The 14,096-nt window shown below is 66.7% G+C and carries 17 protein-coding genes; 15 read left to right on the forward strand and 2 right to left on the reverse strand.

All coding sequences use genetic code 11. The annotated features are described in order from the left end of the window. Positions 1–14: 14 nt before the first annotated feature. On the reverse strand, positions 15–812 hold the full coding sequence (locus tag ACJMKX_RS02090) for an ion transporter (protein ID WP_405220759.1): 798 nt from the start codon (positions 810–812) through the stop codon (positions 15–17). 330 nt (positions 813–1,142) lie between these two features. On the opposite strand from ACJMKX_RS02090, the gene ACJMKX_RS02095 reads away from it, so the two are divergent. From ACJMKX_RS02095 to ACJMKX_RS02150, 12 genes are all read left to right on the forward strand, one after another. Then, a complete protein-coding gene (locus ACJMKX_RS02095; RefSeq protein ID WP_405220499.1) occupies positions 1,143–1,640 on the forward strand; it encodes a Na+/H+ antiporter subunit E in 498 nt (165 codons plus the stop codon). A 2-nt stretch (positions 1,641–1,642) separates the two neighbouring features. Next, positions 1,643–1,918 carry a monovalent cation/H+ antiporter complex subunit F gene (locus tag ACJMKX_RS02100; RefSeq protein ID WP_405220501.1) on the forward strand — a complete coding sequence of 92 codons (276 nt, stop codon included), beginning with the start codon at positions 1,643–1,645 and terminating at the stop codon, positions 1,916–1,918. Positions 1,919–1,922: 4 nt separating this feature from the next. Then, positions 1,923–2,258, forward strand: coding sequence for a monovalent cation/H(+) antiporter subunit G (mnhG, locus tag ACJMKX_RS02105; protein ID WP_405220503.1), 336 nt, complete (start codon positions 1,923–1,925; stop codon positions 2,256–2,258). A gap of 5 nt (positions 2,259–2,263) precedes the next feature. After that, a complete protein-coding gene (locus ACJMKX_RS02110; RefSeq protein ID WP_405220761.1) occupies positions 2,264–3,250 on the forward strand; it encodes a DUF4040 domain-containing protein in 987 nt (328 codons plus the stop codon). Further along, positions 3,250–3,609 (forward strand): cation:proton antiporter subunit C, encoded by a 360-nt coding sequence (locus ACJMKX_RS02115; protein ID WP_405220505.1) that lies wholly within the window; start codon positions 3,250–3,252, stop codon positions 3,607–3,609. The genes ACJMKX_RS02110 and ACJMKX_RS02115 overlap by 1 nt, the downstream gene beginning before the upstream one ends. Further along, positions 3,606–5,099: a monovalent cation/H+ antiporter subunit D family protein gene (locus ACJMKX_RS02120; protein WP_405220506.1), complete on the forward strand. Its 1,494-nt coding sequence runs from the start codon at positions 3,606–3,608 to the stop codon at positions 5,097–5,099. Before ACJMKX_RS02115 ends, ACJMKX_RS02120 begins: the two co-directional genes overlap by 4 nt. Further along, positions 5,096–6,562: a proton-conducting transporter transmembrane domain-containing protein gene (locus ACJMKX_RS02125; RefSeq protein ID WP_405220508.1), complete on the forward strand. Its 1,467-nt coding sequence runs from the start codon at positions 5,096–5,098 to the stop codon at positions 6,560–6,562. Before ACJMKX_RS02120 ends, ACJMKX_RS02125 begins: the two co-directional genes overlap by 4 nt. Further along, positions 6,559–6,858 carry a hypothetical protein gene (locus ACJMKX_RS02130; RefSeq protein ID WP_405220510.1) on the forward strand — a complete coding sequence of 100 codons (300 nt, stop codon included), beginning with the start codon at positions 6,559–6,561 and terminating at the stop codon, positions 6,856–6,858. The genes ACJMKX_RS02125 and ACJMKX_RS02130 overlap by 4 nt, the downstream gene beginning before the upstream one ends. Continuing rightward, the gene (locus ACJMKX_RS02135) at positions 6,851–8,551 is read left to right on the forward strand and encodes a Na(+)/H(+) antiporter subunit D (protein ID WP_405220512.1); all 1,701 of its coding nucleotides are present in this window, start codon (positions 6,851–6,853) and stop codon (positions 8,549–8,551) included. The genes ACJMKX_RS02130 and ACJMKX_RS02135 overlap by 8 nt, the downstream gene beginning before the upstream one ends. Before the next feature lie 12 nt (positions 8,552–8,563). Further along, positions 8,564–9,493: a sodium-dependent bicarbonate transport family permease gene (locus ACJMKX_RS02140; RefSeq protein WP_405220514.1), complete on the forward strand. Its 930-nt coding sequence runs from the start codon at positions 8,564–8,566 to the stop codon at positions 9,491–9,493. Between the two features lie 13 nt (positions 9,494–9,506). Beyond that, complete coding sequence (locus tag ACJMKX_RS02145; protein ID WP_405220515.1) at positions 9,507–9,809, forward strand: P-II family nitrogen regulator; 303 nt, start codon at positions 9,507–9,509, stop codon at positions 9,807–9,809. Positions 9,810–9,924: 115 nt separating this feature from the next. After that, a complete protein-coding gene (locus ACJMKX_RS02150) occupies positions 9,925–10,320 on the forward strand; it encodes a TraR/DksA family transcriptional regulator (protein ID WP_405220517.1) in 396 nt (131 codons plus the stop codon). A gap of 10 nt (positions 10,321–10,330) precedes the next feature. Here the strand turns inward: ACJMKX_RS02150 and ACJMKX_RS02155 are convergent, their stop codons facing one another. Next, positions 10,331–11,083: an SDR family NAD(P)-dependent oxidoreductase gene (locus ACJMKX_RS02155; protein WP_405220518.1), complete on the reverse strand. Its 753-nt coding sequence runs from the start codon at positions 11,081–11,083 to the stop codon at positions 10,331–10,333. A 141-nt stretch (positions 11,084–11,224) separates the two neighbouring features. On the opposite strand from ACJMKX_RS02155, the gene corA reads away from it, so the two are divergent. The 3 genes from corA to ACJMKX_RS02170 all read left to right on the forward strand — a co-directional run bounded on the left by corA (position 11,225) and on the right by ACJMKX_RS02170 (position 14,081). Beyond that, positions 11,225–12,193 carry a magnesium/cobalt transporter CorA gene (gene corA / locus ACJMKX_RS02160; protein WP_405220520.1) on the forward strand — a complete coding sequence of 323 codons (969 nt, stop codon included), beginning with the start codon at positions 11,225–11,227 and terminating at the stop codon, positions 12,191–12,193. Positions 12,194–12,415: 222 nt separating this feature from the next. Beyond that, positions 12,416–13,027: an RNA polymerase sigma factor gene (locus ACJMKX_RS02165; protein ID WP_405220522.1), complete on the forward strand. Its 612-nt coding sequence runs from the start codon at positions 12,416–12,418 to the stop codon at positions 13,025–13,027. 10 nt (positions 13,028–13,037) lie between these two features. Next, complete coding sequence (locus ACJMKX_RS02170) at positions 13,038–14,081, forward strand: FecR domain-containing protein (RefSeq protein ID WP_405220524.1); 1,044 nt, start codon at positions 13,038–13,040, stop codon at positions 14,079–14,081. The last annotated feature ends 15 nt before the right edge of the window (positions 14,082–14,096 follow it).

The raw sequence follows: 14,096 nt of genomic DNA on the forward strand, positions 1-14,096 counted from the left end.
GGACTCCCGTCTGCTTATGATTCGCGCCCGAGGCGCCGTTCGATGCGAGTCAGCCGCTCTGCCGTCTCGCGGATCAGGTACAGCATCTCCTCGCGCTCGGCGTGGGCTTTGGCCTCTGTCTCCTGGCGGCGGCTCTCCTCTTCCTCCCAGTGCAGCGCCTGCATGGAGTTGACGATGATGCCGATGAACAGATTCAGGATCGTGAACGCGGAGATCAGGATGAACGGCACGAAATAGAGCCAGGCGTGGGGATAGGCCTCCATCACCGGCCGGGCGATGCCCATCGACCAGCTTTCGAGCGTCATCACCTGGAACAGCGTGTACATGCTGGCGCCGACGTTCCCGAACCAGTCCGGAAAGCGCTCGCCGAAGAGTTCGGTGCCGATAACCGCGAACACATAGAAGACGAGACCCAGCATGAAGGTGATCCAGCCGATGCTGGGGATGGCCGAGAGCAACGACTCGGTCAGCTGACGCAGCCGGCGCACCGTAGACAGCAGCCGGAGCACCCGCAGGATGCGCAGACTCCGCAGGATGGACAGCGGACCGGTGGCCGGCACCAGCGAGATGGCCACCACGAGGAAATCCATGACATTCCATCCGCTGCGGAAGAATCGCGGCCCGAAAGCGACCAGCTTGATCAGGATCTCGACGCTGAATACGGCGATGACGATGGCATTGAACGCGCGCAGCCAGCCGCCCGCCTGCGCCACGACGGCATCGGACGTCTCCAGGCCCAGCGTGACCGCATTGGCCACGATCAGGCTCAGGATCAGATAGTGCGGCCAGCCGGTCTCTATCCAGCGGCCCATCCGGCCTCGCCAGTGGTCGGGTGTCTCCAAGCGCGTGTCTCCAGAAAATTGCCAGCCGGGACGCCAGCGAGACAGGTTAACTCTTTCCGGCTATTTAAGACTAGATATTGTTTTCATATTTCCTTTTCCTTATGCTCCGAGCCGCTCCTCCCTCCGGAGCATGACGAGAGACGTACCGACCGGCCAGCACGCGGCCGGCCGGCGCGCCTGTGCGCTAGAAACCGGGCGTCCGGGACGGTATCTTCTGCGGTCGCCATGGACGGGGGATGCGGGCGCCGATGATGGCACCCGCGACGCCAACGCAATCACTCGACTCGGGGAAGCTTCCTCATGCAAAGCAGCCGCACATCGTCCAACGCGGAGAAGCTCCTGCTGCTCGTCGCCCTGGTCGCGGCCTGGTTGCTGTGGTCCGGGCTGTACAAGCCACTGCTCCTCGGCCTCGGCGCTTTCTCCTGTCTTCTGACCATCTATCTGGTCTACCGGATGGGGCATTTCCATCGGCAGGCATACGCGCTCAATTACGGGGTCGGTTACATCGGCTACCTGGTCTGGCTCTTCAAGGAGATGGTGCTATCCAGCCTGCAGGTCTCCCGGGCGGTGCTGAGCCCCGGGCTCCCGATCGAGCCCACGGTGATCGAGATTCGCGCCACTGCCGACCATCCCATGGACCAGGCGATCCTCGGCAATTCCATCACGGTCACCCCCGGTACCCTGACGCTCGACGTGCACGACGGCGTGCTGAAGGTCCACAGCCTGACCCGCGCGGGGGCGGAGTCACTGCTCGGCGGTGAAATGGACCGTCGCGTGGCCGCGCTGCGGAGGCGCTGAGCATGTACTACGTGGTCAGCATCGCCGTCATCGTGACGATGGGCCTCGCACTGGTACGGGCGCTGCTGGGCCCCACACTCTATGACCGTGTGCTGGCGGTGAACATGTTCGGCACGAAGACGGTGTTGCTGACGGCAGTGATCGCCTTCCTCTACGACCGCCCGGATTTCCTGGACCTGGCGCTGGCCTACGCGCTGATCAATTTCACCGGCGTGCTGGCCGTGCTCGAGTTCTTCCGCAACCGGGCCTCGCGCCAGCCCGCCGGCGGCGAAGGCTGACGGCGTGGAGCTGGCGCTGGACATCGCGAGCTGGGTCCTCATGTCCGCGGGCGGCGTATTCGTCTTCATCGGCGGGATCGGCGTGCTGCGCATGCCGGACCTGTTCACGCGCATGCACGCGGCCAGCGTGACCGACAGTATGGGGCCGCCGCTGATCCTGGTCGGCATCATGCTTCAGTCGGGGCTCTCGCTGGCCACCTTCAAGCTGGTCGCCATACTCGTATTCCTGATGCTGACCAGCCCCACCGCCTCCAACGCCCTGGCCAGCGCAGCGCTGCTGGCGGGGACGAAGACGCTCGACGAGCCAGGCGACGACGCAGAGGCGGAGGACGGCTCCTGATGTTCATGACGGAGATCTTCAGCGCGTTCCTGCTGACACTGCTGGTCGTGACGGCGCTGGCGGCGGTCAAGACCCGCAACCTGTTCGTCTCGGTGATGCTGACCGGCATCTACAGCCTGCTGATCGCCATCAATTTCTTCCTGCTGGACGCCGCCGACGTAGCCCTGACCGAGGCCGCCGTGGGCGCCGGCGTCGCGACGGTGTTCTTCCTCGGCGCGCTCGCGCTCACCGCCGAGAAGGAACGCACTCCTTCGGCCTACCGGCCGGTCGCCATCGGCATATTCGTCGCCGTCACCCTGGTCCTTGGCTATGCCACCCTCGGCATGCCGAGCTACGGCGACCCTGACGCGCCGGTGCACGTCCACGTGGCACCGTTTTATCTGGAGAAGACGCCGGAGTTCATCGACATTCCGAATATCGTCACGGCCGTGCTGGGCAGCTACCGCGGCTACGACACGCTGGGCGAGGTGTTCGTTGTCTTCACCGCCGGCATCGGGGTGATGTTCATCCTGGGCGTGCGGCCGTCCCGGAAGTCCGAGGGAACGGGCATGATCGCCAGCGGCGAGAACGGCCTGCGCCACTATCTGATCCCCCGCGTCGTCGGCCGGCTGTTCATACCGTTCATTTTCCTGTTCGGTCTTTACGTGCAGTTCCACGGCGAGTACAGCCCCGGCGGCGGCTTCCAGGCCGGCGCCATCATCGCATCGTCCATCATTCTCTACGCGCTGCTCGAGGGGGAAGAACGCGCGCTGCGGCTTATTCCGCGCAGGGTGCTGAACGGCCTCACCGCCGGCGGCGCCCTGCTCTACGGTGCTGTCGGTGTTGCCGGCATGCTGGCCGGCGGGAACTTCCTCGACTACTCGGTGCTGGCCAGCGACCCGGTCAAGGGCCAGCAGATGGGGCTGCTGATCATCGAGGCCGGGGTCGGCATCACGGTCACCGGCGTGCTGCTCACGATCTTCCACGCCTTCGCCGCCCGGGAGCGATTCTGATGATGGAGTTCCTCGGGCTGTACCACTATCTGGTGTTCCCGCTGCTGCTGATGAGCGGCATCTACGCGGTCATCGCCAAGCGCAATCTTTTCAAAAAGCTCATTGGCCTTGCGCTGATGCAGTCGGCTGTGTTCCTGCTCTACATCACCATGGCCAAGGTCGAAGGCGGCACCGGCCCCATTCTGAAGCCCGGTGACGAGGACGTCCTGTACTCGAATCCCCTGCCCGAGGTGCTGATCCTGACGGCCATCGTGGTCGGCATCTCCACGGCGGCGCTCGGGCTCGGCATCATCGTGCGCATCAAGGAGGAGTTCGGCTCCGTCGAGGAAGACATCGTCAGGGAGCTCGGGGGACAGTGACCGCACTGGAGCAGCACCTCCCGGCACTTCAGGTCGTAGTGCCGATGCTGACCGCGCCGCTGGTGATGCTGCTGCGGCCGCACCGGCTCGCCTGGGCCGCCACGACGGCCGCCAGCCTGTGCGCGTTCGCCATCGCCGTCAGCCTGACGGCGGCGGTACTCGCCGGCGGCCGGCCCCACTACGAGATGGGCAGCTGGCCCGCGCCTTTCGGCATCGAACTGGTGGTGGACTCGTTCAACGCGCTGGTCCTGCTGCTGGTCACGGGCGCCTCCAGCATGGCGCTGCTCGCCGGCGCCCGCAGCATCGACTCCCAGATCGAGGAGGAGCGCCAGCCGCTCTTCTATGCCGCGTGGCTCCTGGCCCTGTCGGGCCTTGCCGGCATCGCCGTGACCGGCGACGCCTTCAACGTCTTCGTGTTCATGGAGATCTCTTCGCTCGCGAGCTATGTGCTCGTGGCCGGCGGCCCGGACCGGCGCGCGCTGCCGGCGGTATTCAAGTATCTGGTCATGGGCACGATCGGCGCCACTTTCTACCTGATCGGCATCGGCCTCATCTACATGATGACCGGTACCCTGAACCTGGCCGACATGGCGGAGCGGGTCGGCCAGGTGAGCGATCTGCGGCCCGTGCTGGTGGCCGCCGGCTTCGTGACGACGGGGCTGGCACTGAAGGCGGCGGTGTTCCCGCTGCATCTGTGGCTGCCGAACGCCTACACATACGCACCGCATATCGTGACGGCCTTCCTGGCGGCCTGCGCCACCAAGGTCTCGCTGTACGTCCTGATCCGCTTCGACTTCATGGTGTTCCAGCCGAATCTTGCCGAGCACGGCCTGCAGTTCGCGCTGTTCCTGATGCCGCTCGCCGTCCTCGCCCTGCTGATCTCCTCGGGCGTGGCCCTGTTCGAGCGCAACCTGAAGCGCCTGCTCGCCTGGTCCTCCGTGGCCCAGATCGGCTACATGACCCTGGGTGTGAGCCTGCTCACCGCCACCGGCGTGACTGCGGGCATCCTGCACATGTTCAACCACGCCCTGGCGAAGGGTGCACTGTTCCTCGCCGTAGCAGCACTCGCTGCCGGCTGCGGCGGCGTCCGGCTGGAGCAGATCCGCGGCGCGGGCAGGCGCATGCCCTGGACCATGGGTGCCTTCGTACTCGCCGGGCTGAGCCTGATCGGCGTGCCGGGCACAGCCGGATTCGTGAGCAAGTGGTACCTGCTCTCCGCGGCCATCGCCACCGAAGGCCACGGGCCCGCGCTGGCCGCCGTCATCGTCGTGTCCTCGCTGATGGCGCTGGCCTACATCTGGCGGGTGGTCGAGGCGGCCTACTTCGAGGAGCCGGCGACGGCAGAGACGAGGACGGCCGAGGCGCCCGTCGTACTGGTGGCTGCGGCCTGGGCGGCGGCGCTGGCGAATATCTTCTTCGGTCTCTCGCCCGACGTGCCGCTGGCGCTGGCCGGCCAGGGCGCCGATATCCTGCTGGGGTATTCGCCGTGACCGGGGCGGCCACCATCCTGGCGGCCCTCGCGGTGCCGCTCGCCGGTGCGCTGGGCATCCTGCTGGCCGGGCGCCTGAACGCCAACCTGCGCGAGACGGTCACCCTGGTCACCGCCACGCTGCTGGCCGTGGTGGTATGGAGCCTGCTTCCGGAAGTCATGGCCGGCGCCCGTCCGGCGGTGAGTGTGGCTGAGGTGGTCCCCGGCATCGAGATCGCCTTCCGCGTGGAGCCCCTCGGCATGCTGTTCGCGGCGCTGGCATCGGGGCTCTGGATCGTCAACTCGATCTACTCGATCGGCTACATGCGGGGCAACAACGAAGCGAATCAGACCCGCTTCTACACATTCTTCGCCATCGCCCTCGCTGCGGCCATGGGGGTCGCCTTCGCCGCGAATCTGTTCACCCTGTTCCTCTTCTACGAGGTGCTGACCCTCTCCACCTACCCACTGGTCTCGCACAAGGGCGACGCGGCTACGATCCGCTCGGCCCGGGTCTATCTCGGCATTCTGCTGACGACCTCCATCGGGCTGTTCCTGCCGGCCATCATCTGGACCTACATCGCGGCCGGCACCGGGGACTTCACGCCAGGCGGCATCCTGGAGGGCAAGCTGGGCGGTCCGCTGCTGGGCCTGCTGCTCGGCCTGTTCGTGTTCGGCGTCGGCAAGGCGGCCGTGATGCCGGTGCACCGCTGGCTGCCCGCCGCGATGGTGGCGCCGACGCCGGTCAGCGCGCTGCTGCACGCGGTCGCCGTGGTCAAGGCCGGCGTGTTCACGATCACCAAGCTGATCGTCTATATCTTCGGCGTCGACTACCTGTTCGGCCAGCCGAGCGGCCAGTGGTTGCTGTATGCCGCCGCCTTCACGATCGTCGCCGCCAGTGCCGTGGCCCTGCGCCAGACCAATATCAAGCGCCTGCTGGCCTACTCCACGGTCTCCCAGCTCTCCTATGTGGTGCTGGCGGCGGATATCCTGAAACCGCTCGCGGAGGTCGGCGCGGCCCTACACATGGTGGCCCACGCCTTCGGCAAGATCACGCTGTTCTTCGCGGCCGGTGCCATCTACACAGCGGCCAAGAAGACGGAGATCGCCCAGCTCGCGGGCATCGGCCGGCGCATGCCGTGGACCACGGCCGCCTTCACCGTCGGCGCGTTCAGCATGATCGGCGTGCCGCCGACGGGCGGCTTCGTCTCCAAGTGGTACATCCTGGCCGGCGCCTTCCAGGCCGACAACTACGTGGCCATCTTTACGATGATCGCAAGCACGGCGCTGAACGCGCTGTATTTCCTGCCGATCATCTACCTGGCCTGGTTCGGCCGGGAACCGGAAGGCGCGAAGGAACACGGTGAGGCGCCCTTCCCCGCGGTGCTGGCGCTGACCGTGACAGCGGCGCTGACGATCCTGTTCTTCTTCTTCAACGGGCCGGTCATCGCGCTCGAACGGCAGCTGATCGAGGTTTGGCAATGAGCGGGCAACCGGAACACGACAAACGGGATCACTGGCTCGCCAGGCCGGAGAACATCCGGCGGCTGTGGCGGGGTTTCTGGGTGGTGCTCGCACTCACCGTGGTCGCCCAGTTCTTCATCCCGGTGAAAGGGCACTTCGTGGTGGACGGCTGGCTCGCGTTCGGCGCCGTCTTCGGGTTCTTCTCCTGTCTGGCCATGGTGCTGGTGGCGAAGGCCCTCGGCTACTCGCTGAAGCGCGACGAGGGTTACTACCTCGAGGGCGGCTACCTCGAAGACATGGAGGACCGGGATGCCTGAGTATCTGCCACCCGCGGTCATCCTGATCGTCGCAGCCCTGCTGATCGGGCCGACACGGGGGCACGTGCGCTCGGCCATCGTGCTGCTGGCCCCGCTGGCGACCCTGTGGGCCATCTGGCAGGTGCCGGACGGCGTCGTCGTCACCGTGCCCTTCCTGGATTACCAGATCGAACCGGTGGAAGGCAGCGACGTCCGCCGCCTGTTCGCGACCATCTTCGCCATCATGGCGTTCGCGGGCGGCCTGTTCTCCTTCCGTCAGGCACGCTGGTACGAGCTCGCCGCCGCCAATGCCTATGCGGCCGGAGCGATCGGCGTGAGCTTCGCCGGCGACCTCATCACGCTGTTCCTGTTCTGGGAGCTGATGGCGCTGTTCTCCACGGTCATCGTCTGGGCGGGCGGGACGCCCGCGGCGCGGGCGGCGGGCATCCGCTACGCGATCATGCACCTGATCGGCGGCGTGATCCTGAAGGTGGGTATCGAGGGCACCGTGGTGCACACCGGCTCCATCGACATCATGCCGGTTCTCGCCACCAACTTCGACACCTGGATGATGCTGATCGGCATCCTCATCAACGCGGCGGCGCCGCCGGTCTCCGCCTGGCTGGCCGACGCCTATCCGGAGTCGAGTCCGACGGGTTCGGTATTCCTGTCGGCCTTCACCACCAAGACTGCCGTCCTCGCGTTGATACTCCTGTTTCCCGGCGAGCCGGTGCTGATCGGGGTGGGCGTCTACATGGTGATGTACGGCATCATCTACGCGCTGCTCGAGAACGACGCGCGGCGCATCCTCGCCTACTCCATCGTCAACCAGGTGGGCTTCATGGTCTGCGCCGTAGGCATCGGCACCCAGATGGCGCTGAACGGCGCCGCCGCCCATGCCTTCGCCCACATCATCTACAAGGCGTTGCTGTTCATGAGCGCGGGCGTCGTCGTCTATCGCACCGGCAAGAGCAAGTGCACCGATCTGGGCGGGCTGTTCCGCACGATGCCGCTGACGACGGTCTGCGGCATCATCGGCGCGCTCGCGATCTCCAGCTTCCCGCTCACGTCGGGCTTCACGACGAAGTCGATGATCTCGGATGCTGCGGCCAGCGAGCACCTGGTGGTGGTCTGGTACCTGCTCGCAGCCGCCTCGGCCGGCGTCTTCCTCCACGCCGGCATCAAGTTCCCGTGGTTCGTGTTCTTCCAGAAGGACTCCGGCCTGCGGCCCAAGGACGCGCCCTGGAATATGGCGGCCGCGATGGTGCTGTTCGCGGTGCTGTGCATCGTCCTCGGCGTGTATCCCCAGCCCCTCTACGAGCTGCTGCCCTACCCGGTGGACTACGAGCCCTACAAGCCGGGCAAGGTGCTCTTCTACCTGCAGCTGCTGCTGTTCTCGGGTCTCGCCTTCTTCCTGCTGCTGCCGCTCATGCAGCGGACCCGTACGATCAGCCTGGACACGGACTGGGTCTGGCGGGTGGCGCTGTATCGTGTGGCCTACGGCATCGGCGCCGCAGCCGGCGAGGCAGGAGGCCTGCTGCGGGAGACGGTCGAGCGCGTGCGCGGCGACCTCGGCCGGATGGGCCGGCGCTATCTCGGCGCCGGCGAGTCCGGCGAGGACCGGGGCGTCTTCGCCCAGGCCTGGCCCATCGGTGTGACCGCGCTCTGGATCGCGGTGCTGCTCATCGCCTACATCGTTGTCTATCTGCTCTGACGGGGTACCCGGATGGATCCCGTCATCTGGTTCTTCCTGCTAGGCCTTACCGCGGGCCTGCTGCGCTCGGATCTGCGGCTGCCTCCGGCCATCTACGAGTTGCTGAGCATGCTGCTGCTGCTCACCATCGGCCTGAAGGGCGGGGTGGAACTGGCCCAGCAGCCTTTCGGGGGCGTGCTGCCGCAGATGGTCGCAGTGATCGCCATGGGGATCACCCTGCCCCTCCTGCTCTTCCCGGTTCTGCTCTACGTCGGTCGTTTCAAACGGCCCGACGCTGCCTCCATCGCGGCACACTACGGATCGGTGAGCGTGGCCACCTACGCCGTGGCCGTCGCCTACCTGGGCAGCAAGGGCGTCAGCTTCGAAGCCCACATGCCCCTGTTCGTCGTACTGCTCGAGATGCCGGGCCTGATCGTCGGCATCCTGCTGGCGCGCGGGCTCCGCAGTGGCATGCGCTGGGGCGCACTGGCCCACGAGATCTTTCTCGGCAAGAGCATGGTGTTGCTGCTCGGCGGCCTGCTGATCGGCTGGGCCACCGGACCCGAGGCCATGACGCCGCTGGAACCGCTGTTCTTCGACCTGTTCAAGGGGGTACTGGCGCTGTTCCTGCTGGAGATGGGCCTCATCGCGGCGAGCCAGGCGCAGAGCCTGCGCCGCTACGGGGTGTTCCTGGTCGCCTTCGGCCTGATCGTGCCAGTACCGCTCGCCGCCGCAGGCACCGCCCTCGGCTGGGCCATCGGTCTGTCGCCGGGCGGCAGCATGCTGCTCGGCGTGCTCGCCGGCAGCTGCTCCTACATCGCCGCCCCGGCCGCCATGCGTATCGCCGTGCCCCAGGCCAATCCGACGTTGTCGCTGACCGTGTCCCTCGGCATCACGTTCCCGTTCAATATATTCTTCGGCATACCCCTGTACCATCTGATGGCCAACGCGATCCACGGTTGAGGAGGATCGAGACGTGCAGCCCGAGACGAAGAAACTGCTGACCATCGTCACCGAGGCCGTCATCGAGGCCAGCCTGACGGCCGATCTGAAACGTCTGGGCGCCGGCGGCTACACGATCGTGGAGGCACGCGGCAGCGGCAGCCGAGGTGTGCGCGATGCCGGCTGGACCACGAGCGGCAATATCCGCGTGGAGGTGGTCTGCGAGCCGGCGGTGGCGGCACGCATCGCCGATCACCTGCGCGAGAACTATTACCGGGATTACGCCATGATCCTGTATCTCTCGGACGTCTACGTACTGCGGCCCGAGAAGTTCTGACCCCGGCTGTTGACAGTCCCGGGCGTGCGGCTCAGGCTGGATGACGCGGCGGGGGCACGCCGGGCCCGACAGCGGTTGGCCGGCGCTACGGACGAGCGGAGAACGGAGGACAGTCATGAGCAAATCCCCGGCAACAAGCAGAAACGACGCAGAGCGTGCCTTGCAGGAGCGCTCGCAGGCGCTGCGCCGCGACATCCAGCGCGAACTGGTGAAGGCCGATGCCGAGCATTACGAGGAGCTCGCCGGCCGGGTGTCGGACAGCGGCGAGAAGGCGGTGGCGGATCTGCTGGTGGACCTGGATCTCGCCGAAATCACCCGCGACGTGGAAGAGTTGCGCGAAGTGGAAGGCGCGCTGCTGCGTATCGCGCGCGGCACCTGGGGCTACTGCGTGGACTGCGGCGGAGAGATCGAGCCCGATCGTCTGGCCGTCCTGCCCTCGGCAGCACGATGCCTGCGCTGTCAGCAGCACGCCGAGAACCCGGCTAGAGAGGAGCAGCACCGCACGCTCTGACTGGCGGCCCTCAGCGGAAGTACGAGGCGCCGTTCACGTCGATGATGGCCCCGCTCAGAAAGTCCGTCTCCTCGCCGGCCAGAAAGGCAATGGTGTTTGCCACCTCCTCCGGCCGCGCGGCCCGGTGGAGCGGGCTCTGGGCGCGGATGGCATCGCCGCCGGGCCCGTGCAGATGTGACGCCGCCATGTCGGTCTCCACCCAGCCCGGGGCCACCCCGTAGACCATGATGCCGCGGCCGCCCAGCGCCTTCGCGAGCGACTGGGTAAGCGAGTTCATGCCCGCCTTGCTGGCGCCGTAGGCGGGGGATTCCGGCTCGCCCCGGTAAGCGCCCCGCGACGAGACGTTGATGATCTTGCCGCCGCTCTCCGGGAAGTGAGGAAGGCAGCAGAACGCGAGGTCCGCGGCTGCCACCAGGTTCACGGCCAGCGTGTCCCGCCAGGCCGCACGCCAGGCTGCGAGGTCGACCTGGTTGGGGTCGTGGTGCAGAAACACTCCCGCGTTGTTCACCAGCAGGTCGATACGCCCGTAATGCTGCGCCACTCGCTCGACGAGTCCGGCGGCAGCATCGGGGTCCGCCAGGTCGGCACGGAAGACCTCATGACCCGAGCCCGTGAGCGACGCCGACACCGCCCTGGCGGCATCCTCCTGCCGGCCGCAATGCACGGCTACCCGGTAGCCTGCTGCCGCCAGCCGTCGCGCCGTCTCACGACCGATGCCCCGGCTCGCGCCGGTAATCAGCCCCACCTTCGTCGCTGCCGCCATTCGTCGTCCCCCTTCTTCGTCGCCGTGTCTCGCTGCGCGCCTGCAACCCATCCGGGCGACCGGCGGCCGTCAGGTTAGAATGGCCCCCTTTCCAAGGCAACGATGCCGCGTGCCTCTGCGACGGCGCCCGGGAGACAGTCCATGCGCGTACTGACCTACGATCCGGCAACGAACACGACGCAGTTCGGCGGCGACGAACTCATCCGTCGCTGGGAGCCGGGCAGTCGGGAGTGGCTCTGGATAGACCTCGATGCCGAGGAACGGGACTACGAGAATCACATCCTGATCGACAGGTTCAACCTCGATCCCCTCGCCGTGGCCGATGTCCAGCGCGACCGCCATCCACCGAAGCTGGAAGTCTTCGATGACCATCTCGTCCTGCTGCTGAAGGGGCTGAGTGCGGAATCGGAGGACATCGAGTTCGAGACGATACAGATCGGCTTCTTCCTCGGCGAGAACTTCCTCATCTCGCGACGCGACGAAATCTCGCCGAGCATCGAACGCATCTGGTCCGAGGCGGAAGCCGGTACGCTCTCGACGGACCGGGGTCCGGCCCACGTCCTCTACCGTATCTGTCGCACCATCGCAGACCGCTACGCGCCCATCGTGCTTGCGCTGGAGGGACGTCTCGAGACGCTGGAAGGCGAGATGTTCCGCCAGCCCCGGGACGAACTGCTGGCGGAGCTGCTGGGCTACGTCGCCAATCTGCGCAAGCTGCGCCGCGTATTCGCCTACCAGCAGACGCTGATGGCGGAACTGATGCAGGGTGATTCGCGCTACATCGGCGAACGCGGCGAGCACGAGTTCCGCGATGCCTTCGAGCAGATGGAGCGCCTGGCAAGCCTCTCGCAGCTCTACCAGGAGCTGGCCGTAGATCTCATGAACGGCCACATCTCGCTGACGAGCCACCGCCTGAACCAGATCATGAAGGTGCTGACCATCGTCACCGTGATCTTCCTGCCGCTCGGCATACTCGCGGGCATCTACGGCATGAACTTCGATTACATGCCCGAGCTCGACTGGCGCTACGGCTACTTCGCAGCGCTGGGAACGATGGGCACCGTGGTGGTCACGCTGCTCACGATATTCCGCCGCAAGGGCTGGCTGTAATGCCGGATTAACGGGTCCGGGCCGGAACAGCGGTGCAGGTCTATCTGTAGAGATCACGACCCTGTTCGACTCAATCTTTATCAATATCTTACAATACTTACCTTGAGTGTTATCGAGAAAAGGTACCGGACTGTTCCCCGGCCGATCCTCTGCAGTTTCCGGCGCGCGCGAAGGATTTCGGCGCCTCGGCGCCTCTAACGTCACGAGCCCTCGAGGCCAGGAATGACGACGCAGATCAGTATCGACAAAGCCCTGGCCATACGGGTGGGCCGCGGAGACGAAGCGGCGTTCGAGAAATTTTTTTCGGAGTATTTCCCGCGTCTGTTCCGATTCGTGCTGAGCCGGACCGATGGTGACGAGGCCGTGGCGGAGGAAGTGGTGCAAAGGACGCTCTGCAACGTGATGTACAGGATGGACAGTTACCGGGGTGACGCCCCGCTGTTTACCTGGCTGTGCAGCATCTGCCGGAACGAGCTGTCGGCGTACTTCCGCAAGTCCGGGCGCGAGGATTCCTTCGCGCAGCCGGTGGAGGACAACACCGAGATCCACGCGGCGCTGGAACGGGTCAGCGAGGGTGACGACGATCCGCTTACCGAGCGCCACCGCGACGAGATCGCCCGCTATGTTCAGGCCACGCTCGGAGAATTGCCCGGCAACTACGCGAGGGTGCTCGAGTGGAAGTACATGCAGGGCCATAGCGTCGCTCAGATCGCCGGCGAACTGGGGCTGAGCGAGAAGGCCGCGGAGTCGGTCCTCACCCGGGCCCGCAAGGCTTTCCGGGACGGTTTCGAGCGCCGCTGGGGATTTGCACCGCGGCTGTTCGCGGACAACTGAGAATAGAGCGATGAGCGAAGAAAATCGGTCCGACAGAGACGGGAAGGCACGACCGGCCGACCAGGCCACGGCCCGCCTGATCGCGCACGGCAGGCCGCGGCGGCCCATTCCGCCCGGGGCACGGGACAGAGTGCATGGCACGGTTCACGAAGCGTGGCGGGATGCGACCCGGGAGCGGCAGGCGAGGCAAGCGCGCCGGCGGTGGCAGCTGTCCCTCGCGGTCGCCGCCGGCGTCGCCCTGGCCGGCATCCTCATCGCGCGCTTCCCGGCGGAGACGGTCGCCCCGGCCACGCCGGTGGCGACGGTGGCTCTCGTGCAGGGCGAGCTCAGTGGAGCGGACGGCGCGAGGCTGCGTCCCGGCGCGGAGCTGACGGCCGGGGCCCTCCTCTCCACCGATGGTGCCGGTCGTGCCGCCCTCCGGCTGGCGGACGGCACCTCGGTGAGAGTGGATCACGACACGCAGCTGATTCTCGCCGCGGATGCGCGGATGCGGCTCGTGGCGGGTGCGGTGTATGTGGACACCGCCGCGGCCGGTCCCGCGGGCGACGGCGTGACGATCGTGACGCCTTATGCGACGGCGACCGATCTGGGGACCCAGTTCGAGGTGCGCCTGGCGGCCGAGGCGGCATTGATCCGCGTGCGCGAAGGCAAAGTCGCCATCGCGCCCGCGGGGGCCGCAGGCGCCGATCCTGCAGCCGCGGCACCGGGTCATCACATTGCTCCCGCCGGCCGGGCCGCCCGGGTGACCGCCGCCGGCGCCATCGAGACCAGCGAGGTCTCTCCCGATGATCCGTCCTGGGCCTGGGCGCAGTCGGTGGCGCCCGCTTTCGAGACGGCAGGCGGCCGCAGGCTCGGCGAGTTCCTGACCTGGGCGGCGCGCGAACTCGGGCTCGAGCTGCACTTTTCGGGCGCTACCGGCGCCGCCGCGGCGGCGGTGGATCTGTCCGGGAGCGTGGAGGGTATGACCCCCGGCGAGGCGCTGGAGGCTGTGATGGCCACCACGACCCTCGCCTATCGCGTGGAGGGCGGCCGACTGGAGGTCTATCGTCCATAGCCATTGCCCATCACC

The sequence above is a fragment of the Lentisalinibacter sediminis genome (genome assembly GCF_040706615.1).
GTDB lineage: Bacteria > Pseudomonadota > Gammaproteobacteria > Steroidobacterales > Woeseiaceae > Lentisalinibacter > Lentisalinibacter sediminis.